This is a genomic window from Yersinia enterocolitica (genome assembly GCA_002082245.2).
Taxonomy (GTDB): Bacteria; Pseudomonadota; Gammaproteobacteria; order Enterobacterales; family Enterobacteriaceae; genus Yersinia; species Yersinia enterocolitica_E.
In genome coordinates this window covers 1,241,840-1,257,574 of record NBTC02000002.1, presented here as the reverse complement: position 1 = coordinate 1,257,574, position 15,735 = coordinate 1,241,840, and the positions used below count along the sequence as shown (strand labels likewise).

The window sequence follows — 15,735 nt, the reverse complement described above, 5'->3', positions numbered from 1 at the left end:
TATACGTCAAGAGTGAAAATTTCTTTCTCATTTTTTAACGTAAATGTTACGCACCGCGGTGAAATGGGTGATGTTACGGGTAAAAAAAGGCGGTAAAAATAGCTAATCGATTAATTTTGCTGCTGAATGCAGGGGTGAGCTACTGAATGGGTAAATGTGAAATGATGTGATTTAATGATTTTTGGTGTTAATTATTGTGATTTCACTCACGATAACAGCCCTTACCTCCGGCTATGCTTAACATAAGAAATCAAATTATCACCAAAATTAACACGGAGAGAATATGACTCACGCAGAAACACTATCAGTATGCGTTATCGGGCTAGGCTCTATGGGAATGGGGGCCGCACAGTCTTGTATTAAAGCCGGGCTACAGACCTACGGCGTTGATCTTAATCCGCTGGCACTGGAAACCTTACGAAAAAATGGCGCGATAAGTGCCCAAGTCAGCGCGGATGATTTTGCCAAAAAATTGGATGCCGTTGTGGTGCTGGTGGTGAATGCTGCCCAAGTAAAACAGATTCTATTGGGCGAGCAGGGGTTGGCGGCCAAATTAAGGCCCGGCACTGCCGTTATGGTGTCGTCAACTATCTCAGCCCAGGATGCCAAATTGATCGAGCAAGGGCTGTTGGCACATAACCTCATTATGTTGGATGCGCCAGTATCGGGCGGCGCAGTTAAAGCTGCTGCGGGTGAAATGACGGTAATGGCCTCCGGTAGTCGTGCTGCTTTCGAAAAGTTACAGCCAGTATTAGACGCGGTAGCCGGGCAGGTTTATCGCATCGGTGATGAAATTGGCCTGGGCGCAACCGTGAAAATTATCCACCAGTTGTTAGCCGGGGTCCATATTGCTGCCGGTGCCGAAGCGATGGCTCTGGCCGCGCGCGCGGGGATCCCGTTGGATACGATGTATGAAGTTGTCACCCATGCTGCGGGTAACTCGTGGATGTTTGAAAACCGTATGCGCCATGTCGTAGATGGTGATTATTCGCCCAAATCGGCGGTAGATATTTTTGTAAAAGATTTAGGGCTGGTGACCGATACCGCCAAAGCGCTGCACTTTCCTCTGCCATTGGCATCAACTGCCTTCAACATGTTTACTTCAGCCAGTAACGCCGGTTTTGGTCAGCAGGATGACAGCGCGGTAATCAAGATTTTCAGTGGTATTACCTTGCCGGAAAAACAGGAGAATATCTGATGCGACTCGGTGTAATTGCGGATGATTTTACTGGTGCGACCGATATCGCCAGTTTTCTGGTGGAAAATGGCATGTCGACGGTGCAAATCAATGGTGTGCCTGATGCCGATTATCATGTGAATGCCGATGCGGCAGTGGTCAGCCTGAAATCACGATCTTGCCCAACGGCAACTGCGGTGGCGGACTCACTGGCGGCCCTGGCATGGTTACAAGCGCAGGGCTGCCAACAATTCTACTTCAAATACTGCTCAACCTTCGACAGCACCGCGCAAGGCAATATTGGCCCGGTCACTGATGCATTACTGGATGCACTGGGTCAGCAACAAACCATCATCTCTCCGGCGCTACCGGTGAATGGAAGGACGGTATATCAGGGCTACCTGTTTGTGATGGGGCAACTGCTGGCGGAGTCGGGAATGCGTAATCACCCAGTGACGCCGATGACAGACAGCAATCTCTTGCGGCTGATGGACGCACAAGCGCGCGGTCGCAGTGGATTAATCAACAGTACAGTGATGGACCAAGGGGTTCAGGCGGTGAGATCACAGCTCGCTCACCTAAAGGAAGAGGGCATACGTTATGTGGTGCTGGATAGTTTAAACGAGAGTCACTTGCTCACGCAGGGTGAAGCAGTACGCGACATGGTACTGGTGACCGGGGGATCCGGCTTGGCCATCGGTCTGGCACGGCAATGGGCTGGTGATGAGTCCCATCAGCCGCAAGCCACATCTGCTGGTGCACCACAAGGCAAACTGTGTGTGGTGCTGTCGGGGTCATGCTCGGCGATGACCAACCGTCAAGTGGCTCGTTATGCACAACAAGCGCCTAGTCAATCGGTAGATATCGCCCGTTGCCTAAATGAACCTGAATCTTATGCTGAAGAGTTATGCGCGTGGGTAATGGAAAATGCGGGCGGTCCGTTGGCACCGTTACTGTATGCCACCGCTGAACCCGAGGTGTTACAAAAAATTCAGCAGCAGTGGGGGGCGGCTGCCAGTAGTGAGGCGGTAGAGCGGCTGTTCGGTACCATTGCACACCGTTTACAACAACTTGGCTTCCAGCGTTTTATCGTGGCTGGTGGCGAAACCTCAGGGATTGTTGCGCAGTCACTGGGTATTCAAGCTTTCCATATCGGCCCGGCAATCTCACCGGGAGTACCTTGGGTAAAATCCACAGATCATCCGGTTTCACTGGCGTTGAAGTCAGGTAATTTTGGTGACGAAAACTTTTTTGCCAGAGCACAAACGGAGTTCGCAGTATGAATGAGCAGCAAGCGCGGGAAGAGATGGTTAAGTTAGGCGCGTCCTTTTTCCAACGGGGCTACGCCACTGGCTCTGCGGGAAATCTGTCAATGAAACTGGCTGATGGCACATTATTGGCCACACCAACAGGTTCCTGTCTGGGTGAACTGCATGCGGAACGGTTATCAAAAGTCAGTTTGGAAGGTGAATGGATCTCAGGTGATAAACCGTCAAAAGAGGTCAGTTTTCATCGCGCAATCTATCTTAATAACCCTGCGTGTGAAGTGGTTGTTCACCTCCATTGCCTCTATCTGACAGCGCTTTCCTGCTTACAAGGGCTGGATAGCCGTAATGCCATCAAGCCCTTTACACCTTATGTGGTGATGCGGGTCGGCGATGTCCCAGTGGTGCCATATTATCGTCCAGGTGACACACGGTTGGGTGAAGAGTTGGCAAAGCTGGCACCCCATTATCGTGCTTTCCTGCTGGCAAATCATGGCCCGGTTGTGGTGGGTAAAAGCCTACGGGAAGCCGCTGATAATATGGAGGAGCTAGAGGAAACCGCTCGTCTGATATTTACGCTGGGTGACCGACCTATTCGCTATTTGACTGATGACGAAATTGCAGAGTTAAGGAGTTAAAGATGCCTAAGTTTGCGGCTAATTTATCAATGATGTTTACCGAGGTTCCTTTCCTGGATCGCTTTAAGGCGGCCAAAGATGCCGGTTTCAGTGCGGTGGAATTTCTATTCCCTTACGACTATCCGGCGGCACTTCTTGCACAGACACTGGCAGAAAACAGTTTGCAGCAAGTGCTGTTTAATACCGCACCTGGAAATACCAGTAGCGGTGAATGGGGGCTGACGGCACTACCTGGCCGGGAGCAAGAGGCGCGCCGCGATATAGATTTGGCGTTGGAATATGCATTAGTGCTGGGGTGCCCGTCAGTCCATGTGATGGCCGGTGTGGTGCCGGTGGGGGCTGATCGTGCAGTTTATCAGCAGACATTTGTTGAAAATATTCGCTATGCGGCTGACCGCTTTGCCGAACATAATATTAAGGTAATGATTGAGGCGTTAAACCCGAAAATAAAACCTAATTATCTTTTTTCCAGTCAGTATCAAACCTTGGAACTGGCTAATGTTATTGACCGCCCTAATGTATTTACCCAATTGGATCTCTTCCATGCGCAAATAGTGGATGGCAACCTCAGTCAGTTAATTACCTCTTTAGCTGGGCGCTATGGCCATATTCAAATTGCCTCGGTACCGAATCGTCATGAGCCAGATGAAGGGGAGATTAACTACCCGTACTTATTCGATCTACTCGATAGTATTAACTATAGCGGCTGGATTGGTTGCGAGTATCAACCACGGGCTAATACGATGGCAGGCTTAGGCTGGATAAAACCTTACCAATCATAGCTGCTGTCATCGAACACTTCACCGGGTTGTTTGAATCACAGAAATAATAATTACAGAGTCGAGAAAACATCGTGATGTCGTTTGGCGGCCGCGCGCTATTTCTTCGTTACTCGCATTAGGCGGGTGTGGCTCAGAATAAGATTAATAGAAAAGTGCCAATAAGCACATAACAAACAACCTATGTAATATTTTTTGTTATCGAGGTTTAAATAATGTCTACCTCCCTACTGCTGACTATTGCTGTTGCCAGCGTTTTACTTTTATTAATATTAGTCATTAAAGCCAAGGTCCATCCCTTTGTTGCGTTATTGGTTGTCAGTCTGTTGGTTGCAATAGCAACAGGTATTCCGGTCAGTAATATCATGAAAGTGATTATGTCCGGTATGGGCGGATTGCTTGGTTCGATAACCATAATTATTGTGCTTGGGTCAATGCTGGGAGGGCTGATTGAAGCCTCCGGTGGTGCGGAATCTCTGGCTCAACGATTTACTGGCTCATTGGGGATCAAGCGCACGGTCATGGCATTAACCCTGACTGCCTTTATTTTGGGGATCCCGGTATTTTTTGAAGTTGGCTTTATCATTGTTATCCCGCTTATTTATGGTTTCGCTAAAGTTGCTAAAGTATCACCCATTAAATTTGGCCTACCTATGGCCGGGGTCATGCTAACAGTACATGTGGCCTTGCCAACTCATCCGGGAGCAGCGGCGGCGGCTGGGCTATTGGGTGCGGATATGGGGCGGCTAATGATGATTGGCATCCTTATCTCTATTCCAGTCGGGCTGATAGGGTATTGGGTCGCGAAGAGTATGAATCGGCGTAACTATGCGCTTTCAATTGACGTTTTGGAGCAGTTGCAGTTGGCAAAACCTGAAACCGGGATTGCTGCTGAACCGGCGAAGGATATTCGTGACCGAATCCCGGGGGCGGGTTTAATTGCTTCACTTATCATTATTCCCATCGCCTTGATCATGCTAGGTTCGTTGGCTGCTACCGAGTTGCCTGAAGAGAGCTTGCTGCGGGAGGTTATCGTGCTTATCGGTACGCCCGCCATTGCATTGTTAATTGCTCTGGGGTTAGCAACCTATCTGTTGGGTATTCGCCGTGGCTGGGGCAAGGACAAAATAGAACAGATTATGGGGGATGCTATTCCAACGTCGGCGGCGGTCATTATGGTTGCTGGCGCTGGTGGCGCTTTTGGTAAGGTTCTGGTTGAGTCTGGTGTTGGCAAAGCATTGGCGGTTTCACTGGAAGCTATCCACTTGCCTTTAATTCCCGCGGCTTTTCTGCTCTCGCTGGCATTACGTGCTTCTCAAGGCTCGGCTACCGTGGCAATCCTGACTACCAGTGGTTTGCTGACCCAAGCGGTTACCGGGCTTGATAGCATGCAGTTAGTATTGGTGACCCTTTCGGCGTGTTTTGGTGGCTTGGGGTTATCCCATGTTAATGATGCTGGATTTTGGGTGGTAACACGTTATCTGGGGCTTTCCGTCGCTGATGGATTAAAAACCTGGACAGTATTGACGACGCTGATGGGGCTAACCGGATTTGCTTTGGTATGGTTGGCATGGGTCTTGGTATAAAGAACAGCAGTCGATAGGAATAAACTAATAATAAGAGTCCACAGGCCAGGCGGATTCTTATTACATTCACTTTCCCTGTGGCGATTATTCCCCAACACTTTGCCAGTAATCACTCACTATTATGCTAATTTAATGTCAGCTTACCTACTAATCTACTACCGCTAATTAAATCATTCCTACGTCGTTACGCCTATCACATATCGCTAATGTCATGATACTGCAATAGTATCGTTGTTCTCTCGTCTGACCAAAAATAATCAATCTTATTGAAAACAACTGATATACAGCTTTCTAAACCTAAGCTATCTTAGCTTAAGAATTTCATGATTAATTGATAAAACCAAAGGTGAAAGAAGCCAGGATTCATTATTACCATTTTATATAAATTAAAATGTGAAAGTATTACTGTCGCCTAAAATAAGTGGTAGAGGCAAAAAAAAGACAGAAAAATAAACAAAAGGTAAACGGGAGATAGCGAATATGCCTACAGATGATAGCAAAAATGGAATTATCGACTACGTATCCACCGGGCATCTACCTGACCCAGACACTGTGGTTAAATTGGTGCAAGAAGCTCATAAACGTTTTGGTGCAGATACCGAAGGTGTAGTTTCTAGCGTTTATCCTGCATTGGAACGCGTTTCGCCGAATCTGTTTGGCGTCTGCATGGTTGGCACCAACGGTAAAGTGCATTCTGCCGGTGATGTAGATGTTGAGTTTACCATCATGAGTGTCTCCAAACCCTTTGTGTTTGCGCTGGTTTGTCAGGCTATCGGAGCCAAAGTTGCACGTGAAAAACTGGGCGTGAACAGCACCGGTATGGCATTTAACTCCGTTACTGCGATTGAACGCACGCCAGATGGCCGCACTAACCCGATGGTGAACTCCGGTGCGATTGCCACCACCAGTCTGGTACCTGGATCAACCAGTGATGAGCAGTGGAAATTTATCTATGACGGATTGTGCCGTTTTGCCGGACGCAAGCTGACACTAAACGAAGAAGTGTATCAATCTGCTTGTGAAACCAACTTCCGCAACCGTGGTATCGCTAATGTGCTGCATGGTTATGGCCGTCTGGGGTGCGATCCTCTTATTGCTACCGACTTATATACCCGCCAATGTTCGCTGAATGTCAGCGCCAAAGATCTTGCGGTGATGGGCGCGACACTGGCTGATGGTGGGGTTAACCCACTGACTCGCGAGCGGGTGGTGGACAACGATGTATGCCATTACGCATTAGCGGTAATGGTAACAGCAGGGTTGTACGAAACGTCTGGTGACTGGCTTTATGACATTGGTCTGCCGGGCAAAAGCGGTATTGGTGGTGGAATTGTGACGGTGTCACCTGGAAAGGGGGGGTTAGGGACGTTTGCACCGCTACTCGACAGTGCGGGTAACAGCGTTAAAGGGCAACTGGCTGCCCGGTTCTTATCACGTAGTCTTGGGATGGACATGTTTGTTTCTGAGCCTTACACCGAAAAGAGTTGAGTTACACGATCTGAGCATTGCGCTGACAGTCATATTGTTTCGTGTGCAAGGTTGATTTAAGAACGAGAGTACTTGGTAGACGAAATTATCTCGCAAGCCAAAGGGCTCGAAAACAAGAATACATGTCAAAAGGACAGAGAATTTATGGCGAATCAATCAACTCACCGCGCTGGCGCGGAAGTTAAAGAATCCTGGGTGCCGATGATAACCATCGCATTAGCCCAGATTCTGATGTCATTCAACGTTGCTTCCCTACCGGTCGCATTGGGTGGGATGGTAAAAAGTTTTAATGTGCCACCCACCACGATCGCCACCGCGATTGTTATGTACTCATTATCTGTTGCGGGCTTCGTGATGTTGGGCGCCAAACTCAACCAACGTTTTGGGCCGCTGGTGGTATTTCGCAGCACAGTACTGCTGTTTGGTATCGCGCAGGTCATGATGACATTCAGCCCGAATGTTACTGTAATGATCAGTGCGCAAGCATTAAGTGGCTTGGCGGGGGCGGCTTTGGTGCCAGCTCTGGTCGCTTTGATTGCTGAAAACTACCGTGGTACACAACAGGCGACGGCGCTCGGTGCTTTAGGCTCAGCTCGAGCCGGTGCGGGTGTCGCGGCGTTTCTGATTGGTGGTGTCCTGGGTACCTATATCGGCTGGCGTCCAGCGTTCGGTATTTTGATTGTGTTATCGGCCGTGATCTTTGTGCTGAGTTTCCGATTGAAATCTGATAACGGTCGTCCTGAAGTGGGCATCGATGTGTTTGGGGTGGTACTGGCGGCATCGGCGATTATTCTGCTGTCGTTTGGTTTTAATAACCTGAACCGCTGGGGCTTCGGTCTGGTGCGTGATGGTGCGCCCTTTGATTTGTTAGGCTTCTCACCCGCGCCCTTCATGATTGTATTGGGTATTGTGCTGGGTCAGGCGTTTGTGGTTTGGACCCGTCGCCGTCAGGAACAAGGTAAAACACCGTTACTGGCACTGGAAGTGATTACCTCATCTACGGAAAAAGCGGCAGTATTCGCTATGTTTGCTGTGGTCGCACTGGAAGCGATGTTGAACTTCTCAGTGCCGTTGTATATCCAGATAGTGCAGGGCAGTACCCCGATGGCCACAGCGATTGCCATGATGCCATTTAACTTGTCAGTGTTCTTCTCCGCGATGCTGATAGTTCGTTTCTACAAGAAATTGACACCACGCAAAATTGGCCGTTATGGTTTTATCACCTGTACCATAGCCCTGTTGTGGTTGGCATTCGTGGTGCGCAATAACTGGAGTGAGTTCGCGGTACTGTTCGGTCTGGTGGTATTCGGTCTGGCACAGGGCGCATTGGTGACCTTACTGTTTAACGTATTAGTCAGTGCATCACCGAAAGAGTTGGCAGGCGATGTTGGTTCGTTGCGTGGTACGACTAACAACCTGGCAAATGCTATCGGTACTGCGGTTGCCGGTGCTTTGTTGGTCGGTTTGCTCAGTGCTAACGTGCTGCGTGGTGTGGCTGAAACGCCAATTCTGACGCCAGAAATTCAGGCTCAGATCAATATGGACAGCATCAACTTCGTCAGCAATGACCGCCTACAAGGTGTGTTAGCTCAGACGACGGCGACACCGGAACAAGTTGCCGAAGCGGTGCGAGTCAATGAAGAGGCGCGTTTACGAGCGCTGAAATTTGGCTTACTGATTATGGCGTTGCTATCACTGCTGGCTATCTTCCCAGCAGGCCGCTTGCCTGATTACTTACCGGGTGAATTGCCTGCGGATAATCTGGATCCTAAAGCCCGCAAATAACATGCTGTATTGATAGAAGAAAACGCTAAAAAGAACCTGGCAGTGTGCTGCGAAAACAGCCACTGTCAGTGTTCAACCCGCTTTAAATCCCATCAGCTATAATCTCATCGACAGTGCGCCTTGTGGCGGCGCTGATGACTGATGCTCGTTTTACAACTTCAATATCGTAATCGCCGCGAACTGCAAGTGATGCATAAACTCACGCAGGATCAGCAGGCGTGCGGCAAACACATTATCTGCCGGTATCCCTTCAGAGGCTGCGGGTCTACCCATCATTACCGCCGCCAGCCTGTCAAACACCCGCTCTACCGCCTCAAGTGATAAGTGCATTTCGCTCTGTAAAGGCAAACCCGCGAGCAGAGCTATCTCGGCTATCTCGCTATCGGTGGTGACTAATTGCGAGGTTTTATTCAGCGCAGGGCTAATACGGATAACTTCATCTTCAACCACCATAATGGCGGTTTCCATCTCATCAGCCGTTGGCGGATTGTGGCGGAAATAGCGCTGAGCTGTATGGGTATCACCCACGGTAAGTGGCCATTGAGCACCAGTCGGGTCAATAATTACCGTGCTTGCATCACGACCAATATGCAGCAGGGTGATGACCTGCGCGCTATTACTGAGAGATGCGCGGATAGTTTCATATTCGGTCTGAATGCTATGCATTATCTACCACCTAAAGGGCTAGCGTTACTCAATTAATCCATGTGGAACAACCAAATTACCCCGGAAAACCTGCGGATTTACATGTTTACCCGCGCGGGCATCAATTAAGTCGACCACCTTTCTCGCCAATGTTTCTAATGAATACTCGATTGCTGGCACTGCTGGGATACCGGGTAATTGCACTGAACCATCCAGGCTGAAAACCATCACTTTATCAGGAACGGTATGCTTGAAGACATGCAATAGCGAGATGGCCTTTTGCGCTTCGATTTCATCCATTACCAACAGCGCATTAAATTGTGCACCGTTATTCAATAGTGTCTGCAACGCCTCTGAAGAGGAGTGAACGTTACCCATCACTAAACTGCGGTTATAGGGAATCAGGTAATTCTCCAACGCCCGTTGATAACCCAGTAGCGTCTGTTCCGCCACCGTGCCAGAGGCATGATTTAACAGCGCAATATGTCGGCGGCCCTGACTGACCAAATAGTGACAGGCAGTTTCTGCTGCGAATGAGTGGTCGAATAAAATACTGTTAGGGGTAGAGGACTCAAGACAATCAATCATGATGATATTTTCATCATGAGATGGCAGCGCAAAGCGTGCGCCGATGATGATAATGGCATCACACAAACCATTGGCGAGCTCAGCGACAGCATTTGCTACCCCGATGCTATTGTCGGCAAAACGCAGTAATAAATGCTTTTGATGCTGGCTAAACTGTTTTTCCAAGGCAAACAGATAACTGGTTGTTTGCTGAATGTGTTCAGTAGCGCAAATCACACCGACACACCCGGTTGACTGTGCAGTCAGAAACTGGGCGATGACATTCGGTTTATAATTCAGAGTCTCAACGGCCTTCATCACCGCCAGACGGCTCTCTTCCTTGACGCCGCGTGTACCGCTTAACACCCGGGACACTGTAGCTTTAGATACGTTGGCTAACCGCGATACATCATTAATAGTCGACATAACTTCACTCCACTTTATCTGATCAATGGCCAGAGGGCCTGGTCAGTTCCCTATTTCCTTGGTTCCAGTCTTACTGCATCTATTCTATACCGCGATCATCATAACGGAAACCGTTGTTACCAAGGAGTATCCAATAAAACAGCTCCCAGTGCTTAGCTTTTTGTGACGTCTTTCACAACTGCATATCTTTCAGTGGTTAAATATTTGAGCGCGCTCTCATATCTATTCTGTTTGCATGGAAACCGGTTTCCATTTTGTTTCCAATGAGGCTCAATATGACAAAATTACTCTGAGGCGATACGTAATGAAAAAGATAATGTTGTGCTGCTCCGCCGGGATGTCTACCAGCATGCTAGTGAAAAAAATGTTGGCTGAGGCAGCAACGCGCGGACTTGAGGTTCAGATTGATGCTTTCGGTGCCAGTGAATTCAATGAACAGTTCAGCCGCTATCAGGTTGTGCTATTGGGACCACAGGTGAAATATATGCAACGTGATTTGGCGGCAATCGCTGAGCCTTTAGGGATCCCGGTGATGACTATCGACATGATGGATTACGGTATGCAACGCGGTGATAAGGTGCTCGACTTCGCCTTATCTCTTATTAATGCAGTGAAATAAAAGGTATCTGCCATGAGTTCTCTTTACCAAGCAATGGTTGGAATGATAGAGCAAACCATTACGCCACTGGCTGGGCGGCTGGGGCAACAAAAGTACATAATCGCCATTCGTGACGGGTTTACCTCGGCACTGCCGTTTATGATTATTGGTTCATTTATGCTGGTGTTCATTTTTCCGCCGTTTTCTGCGGACACCACATGGGGTTTTGCCCGTGGTTGGTTAAACTTCTCAAGTACCTATCGCGAGCAATTGATGCTGCCTTTCAATCTCAGCATGGGGGTGATGACCTTCTTTATCTCGGTGGGGATTGGTGCCAGCCTTGGGCGGCAATATAAGTTGGACCCAATCATGACCGGTCTGCTGGCATTGATGTCCTTTTTGCTGGTAGCAGCACCTTATGCTGATGGGCACATTTCAACCCAATATTTCTCAGGACAAGGGATTTTCACCGCCATCGTGACCGCGGTGTATTCCACGGAGTTGTATGCATTCCTCAAACGCCACAATATTACTATCCGCCTGCCGAAAGAAGTGCCGACCGGGGTTGCACGATCTTTTGAAATTCTGATCCCCGTAGTGGCAGTGGTTGCGACATTGCATCCACTGAATTTATTTATCGAATCCTCCACAGGAATGATTATTCCAGAAGCGATTATGCACCTGTTGGCACCTTTAGTTTCTGCCTCAGATTCGCTACCTGCCATTTTGTTGTCGGTTCTGTTATGCCAAATTTTGTGGTTTGCCGGTATCCATGGCGCATTGATTGTGACCGGTATCATGAACCCGTTCTGGATGACCAATTTGGCGCTAAATCAAGCGGCTTTAGCTGCCGGAGCGCCGTTACCTCATATCTATTTGCAAGGTTTCTGGGATCACTACCTATTGATCGGTGGTGTGGGTTCGACTTTACCGCTGGCCTTCCTGCTATTACGCAGCAAAGCCATTCATCTGCGTACTATTGGCAAAATGGGGATAGTCCCAAGCTTCTTTAATATTAATGAACCGATTCTGTTTGGTGCCCCCATCATCATGAACCCGGTGTTCTTCCTGCCTTTTATCTTCGTTCCGATGATCAACGCTACATTGGCCTATATCGCGACCAAATTGGGGTGGATAGCGCAAGTTGTGTCATTAACCCCGTGGACGACGCCTGCGCCAATTGGTGCTTCCTGGGCTGCCAATTGGGCGTTTAGTCCAGTAGTTATGTGTCTGTTATGTATGGTGTTCTCGGCGGTGATGTACTACCCATTCCTCAAAGCTTATGAGCGCAGCCTGCTGAAAGCCGACCAGGAAAAAGAGCAACAACTGAGTTTTGCTGAGTCAGCCGAAACCCGCTAAGTCGTGATTAGATTAATCTTTATGGAGAGTATGATGAAGTATCAATTTCCACATGATTTTTGGTGGGGCAGTGCCAGTTCAGCCCCGCAAACCGAAGGTGAAAGCTTGAGTGGTGGTAAAAGTGCCACTGTCTGGGACACTTGGTTTGACAAGCAACCGGGGCGTTTTCATCAGCAGATTGGGCCGCAACAGACATCAACGTTTTATCAACATTGGCAGCAAGATATTGCTTTATTGAAACAGTTAAATCACAACAGTTTCCGTACCTCCATCTCATGGGCGCGACTGATCCCCAACGGACGAGGTGAAGTGAATCCGCAGGCAGTGGATTTTTACAATGGTGTCATTGACGAACTGCTGGCACAGGGGATAACCCCATTTATCAATCTGTTTCATTTTGATATGCCAACAGTCATGCAGGAGTTGGGGGGGTGGGAAAGCCGCTATGTAGTGGACGCCTATGCTGAATATGCCGATACCTGTTTTCGTTTATTTGGTGACCGGGTACAACATTGGTTTACCTTCAACGAACCAATCGTGCCAGTCGAAGGTGGCTATCTCTACGATTTCCATTATCCGAATGTAGTGGATTTCAAACGGGCGGCCACGGTGGCTTATCACACCGTGCTGGCTCATGCTTTGGCGGTGAAAAAATATCGCCAACGTGAGTTAGGTGGTGAGATTGGCATTATTTTAAATCTCACGCCGTCGTATCCGCGTTCTGAAAATCCTGCGGATGTAAAAGCGGCTAATATCGCCGACTTACTTTTTAATCGCAGTTTCCTCGATCCAGTATTACGCGGCGAGTATCCGGCTGAGCTGACGGCATTACTGAAAGATTATGATCAGCTGCCTGCCTGCCAACCTGGAGACAGTGAATTAATTGTTGAGGGTAAAGTAGATTTACTCGGTATCAATTATTATCAGCCACGTAGAATTAAATGCCGCGATAGCCGGGTTAATCCAGAAGCCCCCTTCATGCCAGAATGGCTGTTCGATTATTATCAGATGCCAGGCTGCAAAATGAACCCGCACCGGGGTTGGGAAATTTATGAACCCGGTATTTACGATATCCTAACCAACTTACGAAAAAACTACGGCAATCCGCGCTGTTTTATTTCAGAAAATGGTATGGGTGTCGAAAATGAACAGCGATTCAGCCGCAACGGTCAGATAGATGATAGTTATCGTATTGAGTTTGTTTCCGAGCATTTAAAATGGGTTCACCGTGCTTTGGCGCAAGGGAGCCATTGCCTTGGTTATCATATGTGGACGTTTATTGATAACTGGTCATGGTGTAATGCCTATAAGAATCGTTATGGCTTTGTTCAGTTAGATTTGAAAACGCAGCAACGTATCGTGAAAAAAAGTGGCGAATGGTTTGCGGCAACGGCAAATAATCAAGGTTTTGATGAGGTAGAGCGAAATGATTGATTTGGAAGAGGCCGTAATGGAGATTATCGTCAATGCCGGTCAGGCCAGAAGTCTTTGTTTTGAGGCATTGCGAGCCGCCCGTGAAGGTGATTTTGTTCAAGCGCATGCACTGTTATCAGAATCGGATGGCTTTACCAAGGCCGCACATCGGATGCAAACCAAGCTTATCGAACAAGATGCCGGGGAAGCCAAAACACCGATGACACTGATTATGGTCCATGCTCAAGATCATTTAATGACATCGTTATTAGCCCGTGAATTAACCAATGAATTAGTATTATTATATCAGCGAGGATAAATCGCCTTGGGTAAATGAAATTCATTGTGTAAGTCAAAGAAATATTTAAATTAACTATTGCACTGAGGTCAAATATGAATATTTAACCATGGCTGGTTATTTGCCAAAAAGATACTTCTGGGTATAAAAATAAATAAATCATTAACTCTTTAAAAATGGGTGAGCTGAGTATCGCCTTTATTTTGAGAGCCTAATACTTTACTTCACATTATCCTAAATAGAGATGGTTATTATGAATAAGTTTATACTGGTTGGACTTACCAGTCTTTTATCATTGCCTGTATTCGCTGAAGTGTCCTGGGAGACCCCACAAGGGAATCTGAAATTATACGGTGATGTTGAGATTAATATGGATGCTGCCAGTAAAAGTGGGCAGCTCACTTCTCTACGCACCAGTGCAAATAAAGACTGGAAAGCGGGGAGTAGAGAGCAATGGGATATTAATGGCAGAATACTGATCGGTCTGGATGGTTATCGGCGTATGAATAATGGCAATTTCGCAGGTTTCACTGTACAGCCACTGGCTGATATTGGTGGTCATATGAACCTCGATGATGCAGCCTTCTTCTTTGGTCATGAGAAAGATTGGAAGGTGAAAGTCGGTCGCTTTGAAGCCTATGATATGTTCCCACTGAATCAGGATACGTTTGTCCAACACTCAGGTAATACTGCGAATGAGCTTTACAGTGATGGCTATGGTTACATCTATATGATGAAAGAAGGCCGTGGGCGCAGCAACAATGGGGGTAACTTCCTGGTCAGTAAAACTCTGGGTAACTGGTATTTTGAAGTTAACACCATTCTAAAAGACGGAACCACGTTATTTGCCAATAATACTTATCATGGTAATACGCTGGAAAATGAAAAAAATGTGGCGTATGTTCGTCCGGTGATTTCGTGGAAACAAGATAGCCTTTCTGCGGCTATAGCAATGGAAAGTAACGTTATCAGTAATGCCTATGGTTATCGTGATGATCAGGGCCAGTTTCAGGACCAATCGAAACGTAATGGCTATGGGGCAACATTCACTTGGAATAATCAGGATAAAGATCCTGACAATGGTATTGTCGCTAATCTGAGCTCAGCTTATATGGATGCAACCAATGAGAAGAACTTCAGTGCCGGGGCTAATATCTTATGGCGAAACTTTGAAATTGGTTATATTTACGCACACAATGATATCGAATATTTCAACAGTGCAAATGCAGGGATAGTTACCTCGGGGATATTAACCTCGCCTGATAAATATGATGTTCACACGATCCACACCTCCTATAAAATTGCCAATATCATGGATATGAATAACTTTAATTTATATCTTGGTGCTTACTGGTCTAAATTGGAAGTGTCACCTGACAATAAAGTGGTTAATGCTGAAAACGATGACCGCTACGGTGTACGTGCCAGATTTAAATATTTCTTCTAATAGATTACTGGCGACCACATGAATTAAATTAGTTATTTAATATTTTACTCAGATTAAATTTCACTTAAATAAATGCCTGTCTGCGGAATTAGGTTATGCACGCCTGTGGTATTTCCGCAGCAGGCCAGGTTGTTTTCTACTCTTGTCCCCCTCAGAACCAGCGAATAAAAAACCTTCTATTTGAATTATTTTTGCACTTTCCTAAGAAGAAATTGCGTAGTGCGCCGCATTTTTAAACAAAAATTCAAGAAACTAAATATTTTT

General features: G+C 47.3%; 14 protein-coding genes. 12 read left to right on the top strand and 2 right to left on the bottom strand.

Annotated features, from left to right (window positions below; all coding sequences use genetic code 11):
- Positions 1 to 283: 283 nt before the first annotated feature.
- The 7 genes from A6J66_007125 to A6J66_007095 all read left to right on the top strand — a co-directional run bounded on the left by A6J66_007125 (position 284) and on the right by A6J66_007095 (position 8,718).
- Complete coding sequence (locus A6J66_007125) at positions 284 to 1,198, top strand: NAD(P)-dependent oxidoreductase (GenBank protein ID PNM23995.1); 915 nt, start codon at positions 284 to 286, stop codon at positions 1,196 to 1,198.
- A complete protein-coding gene (locus tag A6J66_007120; protein ID PNM23994.1) occupies positions 1,198 to 2,460 on the top strand; it encodes a four-carbon acid sugar kinase family protein in 1,263 nt (420 codons plus the stop codon). The genes A6J66_007125 and A6J66_007120 overlap by 1 nt, the downstream gene beginning before the upstream one ends.
- Complete coding sequence (locus tag A6J66_007115) at positions 2,457 to 3,080, top strand: aldolase (protein ID PNM23993.1); 624 nt, start codon at positions 2,457 to 2,459, stop codon at positions 3,078 to 3,080. Before A6J66_007120 ends, A6J66_007115 begins: the two co-directional genes overlap by 4 nt.
- Positions 3,081 to 3,082: 2 nt before the next feature.
- A complete protein-coding gene (locus tag A6J66_007110) occupies positions 3,083 to 3,862 on the top strand; it encodes a hydroxypyruvate isomerase (protein ID PNM23992.1) in 780 nt (259 codons plus the stop codon).
- Between the two features lie 212 nt (positions 3,863 to 4,074).
- The gene (locus A6J66_007105; GenBank protein ID PNM23991.1) at positions 4,075 to 5,445 is read left to right on the top strand and encodes a GntP family transporter; all 1,371 of its coding nucleotides are present in this window, start codon (positions 4,075 to 4,077) and stop codon (positions 5,443 to 5,445) included.
- Positions 5,446 to 5,925: 480 nt separating this feature from the next.
- Positions 5,926 to 6,933 (top strand): glutaminase, encoded by a 1,008-nt coding sequence (locus tag A6J66_007100; GenBank protein PNM23990.1) that lies wholly within the window; start codon positions 5,926 to 5,928, stop codon positions 6,931 to 6,933.
- Between the two features lie 144 nt (positions 6,934 to 7,077).
- Positions 7,078 to 8,718: an MFS transporter gene (locus A6J66_007095; protein ID PNM23989.1), complete on the top strand. Its 1,641-nt coding sequence runs from the start codon at positions 7,078 to 7,080 to the stop codon at positions 8,716 to 8,718.
- Between the two features lie 150 nt (positions 8,719 to 8,868).
- Here A6J66_007095 and A6J66_007090 read toward each other — a convergent pair whose 3' ends face one another.
- Both A6J66_007090 and A6J66_007085 read right to left on the bottom strand, forming a co-directional pair.
- Positions 8,869 to 9,384, bottom strand: a complete 516-nt coding sequence (locus A6J66_007090) for a hypothetical protein (protein ID PNM23988.1) — start codon at positions 9,382 to 9,384, stop codon at positions 8,869 to 8,871.
- A 24-nt stretch (positions 9,385 to 9,408) separates the two neighbouring features.
- Positions 9,409 to 10,356, bottom strand: a complete 948-nt coding sequence (locus A6J66_007085) for a LacI family transcriptional regulator (protein PNM23987.1) — start codon at positions 10,354 to 10,356, stop codon at positions 9,409 to 9,411.
- Between the two features lie 304 nt (positions 10,357 to 10,660).
- Between A6J66_007085 and A6J66_007080 the strand changes: the two genes are divergently transcribed.
- From A6J66_007080 to A6J66_007060, 5 genes are all read left to right on the top strand, one after another.
- Positions 10,661 to 10,975, top strand: coding sequence for a PTS sugar transporter subunit IIB (locus A6J66_007080; protein PNM23986.1), 315 nt, complete (start codon positions 10,661 to 10,663; stop codon positions 10,973 to 10,975).
- A gap of 12 nt (positions 10,976 to 10,987) precedes the next feature.
- On the top strand, positions 10,988 to 12,313 hold the full coding sequence (locus tag A6J66_007075) for a PTS sugar transporter subunit IIC (protein ID PNM23985.1): 1,326 nt from the start codon (positions 10,988 to 10,990) through the stop codon (positions 12,311 to 12,313).
- 33 nt (positions 12,314 to 12,346) lie between these two features.
- Entirely contained in the window at positions 12,347 to 13,747 is a 1,401-nt protein-coding gene (locus A6J66_007070; protein PNM23984.1) for a glycoside hydrolase family 1 protein, read from the top strand.
- A complete protein-coding gene (locus tag A6J66_007065) occupies positions 13,740 to 14,045 on the top strand; it encodes a PTS lactose/cellobiose transporter subunit IIA (GenBank protein ID PNM23983.1) in 306 nt (101 codons plus the stop codon). Before A6J66_007070 ends, A6J66_007065 begins: the two co-directional genes overlap by 8 nt.
- A 223-nt stretch (positions 14,046 to 14,268) precedes the next feature.
- Positions 14,269 to 15,471 (top strand): porin, encoded by a 1,203-nt coding sequence (locus A6J66_007060; GenBank protein PNM23982.1) that lies wholly within the window; start codon positions 14,269 to 14,271, stop codon positions 15,469 to 15,471.
- Positions 15,472 to 15,735: the final 264 nt, after the last annotated feature.

Excerpts from the sequence above, each read along its gene's own strand:
- A6J66_007120 (PNM23994.1), top strand. The coding sequence starts at position 1,198 with ATGCGACTCGGTGTAATTGCGGATGATTTTACTGGTGCGACCGATATC.
- A6J66_007075 (PNM23985.1), top strand. The coding sequence starts at position 10,988 with ATGAGTTCTCTTTACCAAGCAATGGTTGGAATGATAGAGCAAACCATT.
- A6J66_007090 (PNM23988.1), bottom strand. The coding sequence starts at position 9,384 with ATGCATAGCATTCAGACCGAATATGAAACTATCCGCGCATCTCTCAGT.
- A6J66_007125 (PNM23995.1), top strand. The coding sequence starts at position 284 with ATGACTCACGCAGAAACACTATCAGTATGCGTTATCGGGCTAGGCTCT.
- A6J66_007115 (PNM23993.1), top strand. The coding sequence starts at position 2,457 with ATGAATGAGCAGCAAGCGCGGGAAGAGATGGTTAAGTTAGGCGCGTCC.
- A6J66_007110 (PNM23992.1), top strand. The coding sequence starts at position 3,083 with ATGCCTAAGTTTGCGGCTAATTTATCAATGATGTTTACCGAGGTTCCT.
- A6J66_007070 (PNM23984.1), top strand. The coding sequence starts at position 12,347 with ATGAAGTATCAATTTCCACATGATTTTTGGTGGGGCAGTGCCAGTTCA.
- A6J66_007060 (PNM23982.1), top strand. The coding sequence starts at position 14,269 with ATGGTTATTATGAATAAGTTTATACTGGTTGGACTTACCAGTCTTTTA.
- A6J66_007065 (PNM23983.1), top strand. The coding sequence starts at position 13,740 with ATGATTGATTTGGAAGAGGCCGTAATGGAGATTATCGTCAATGCCGGT.
- A6J66_007100 (PNM23990.1), top strand. The coding sequence starts at position 5,926 with ATGCCTACAGATGATAGCAAAAATGGAATTATCGACTACGTATCCACC.
- A6J66_007095 (PNM23989.1), top strand. The coding sequence starts at position 7,078 with ATGGCGAATCAATCAACTCACCGCGCTGGCGCGGAAGTTAAAGAATCC.
- A6J66_007105 (PNM23991.1), top strand. The coding sequence starts at position 4,075 with ATGTCTACCTCCCTACTGCTGACTATTGCTGTTGCCAGCGTTTTACTT.
- A6J66_007080 (PNM23986.1), top strand. The coding sequence starts at position 10,661 with ATGAAAAAGATAATGTTGTGCTGCTCCGCCGGGATGTCTACCAGCATG.
- A6J66_007085 (PNM23987.1), bottom strand. The coding sequence starts at position 10,356 with ATGTCGACTATTAATGATGTATCGCGGTTAGCCAACGTATCTAAAGCT.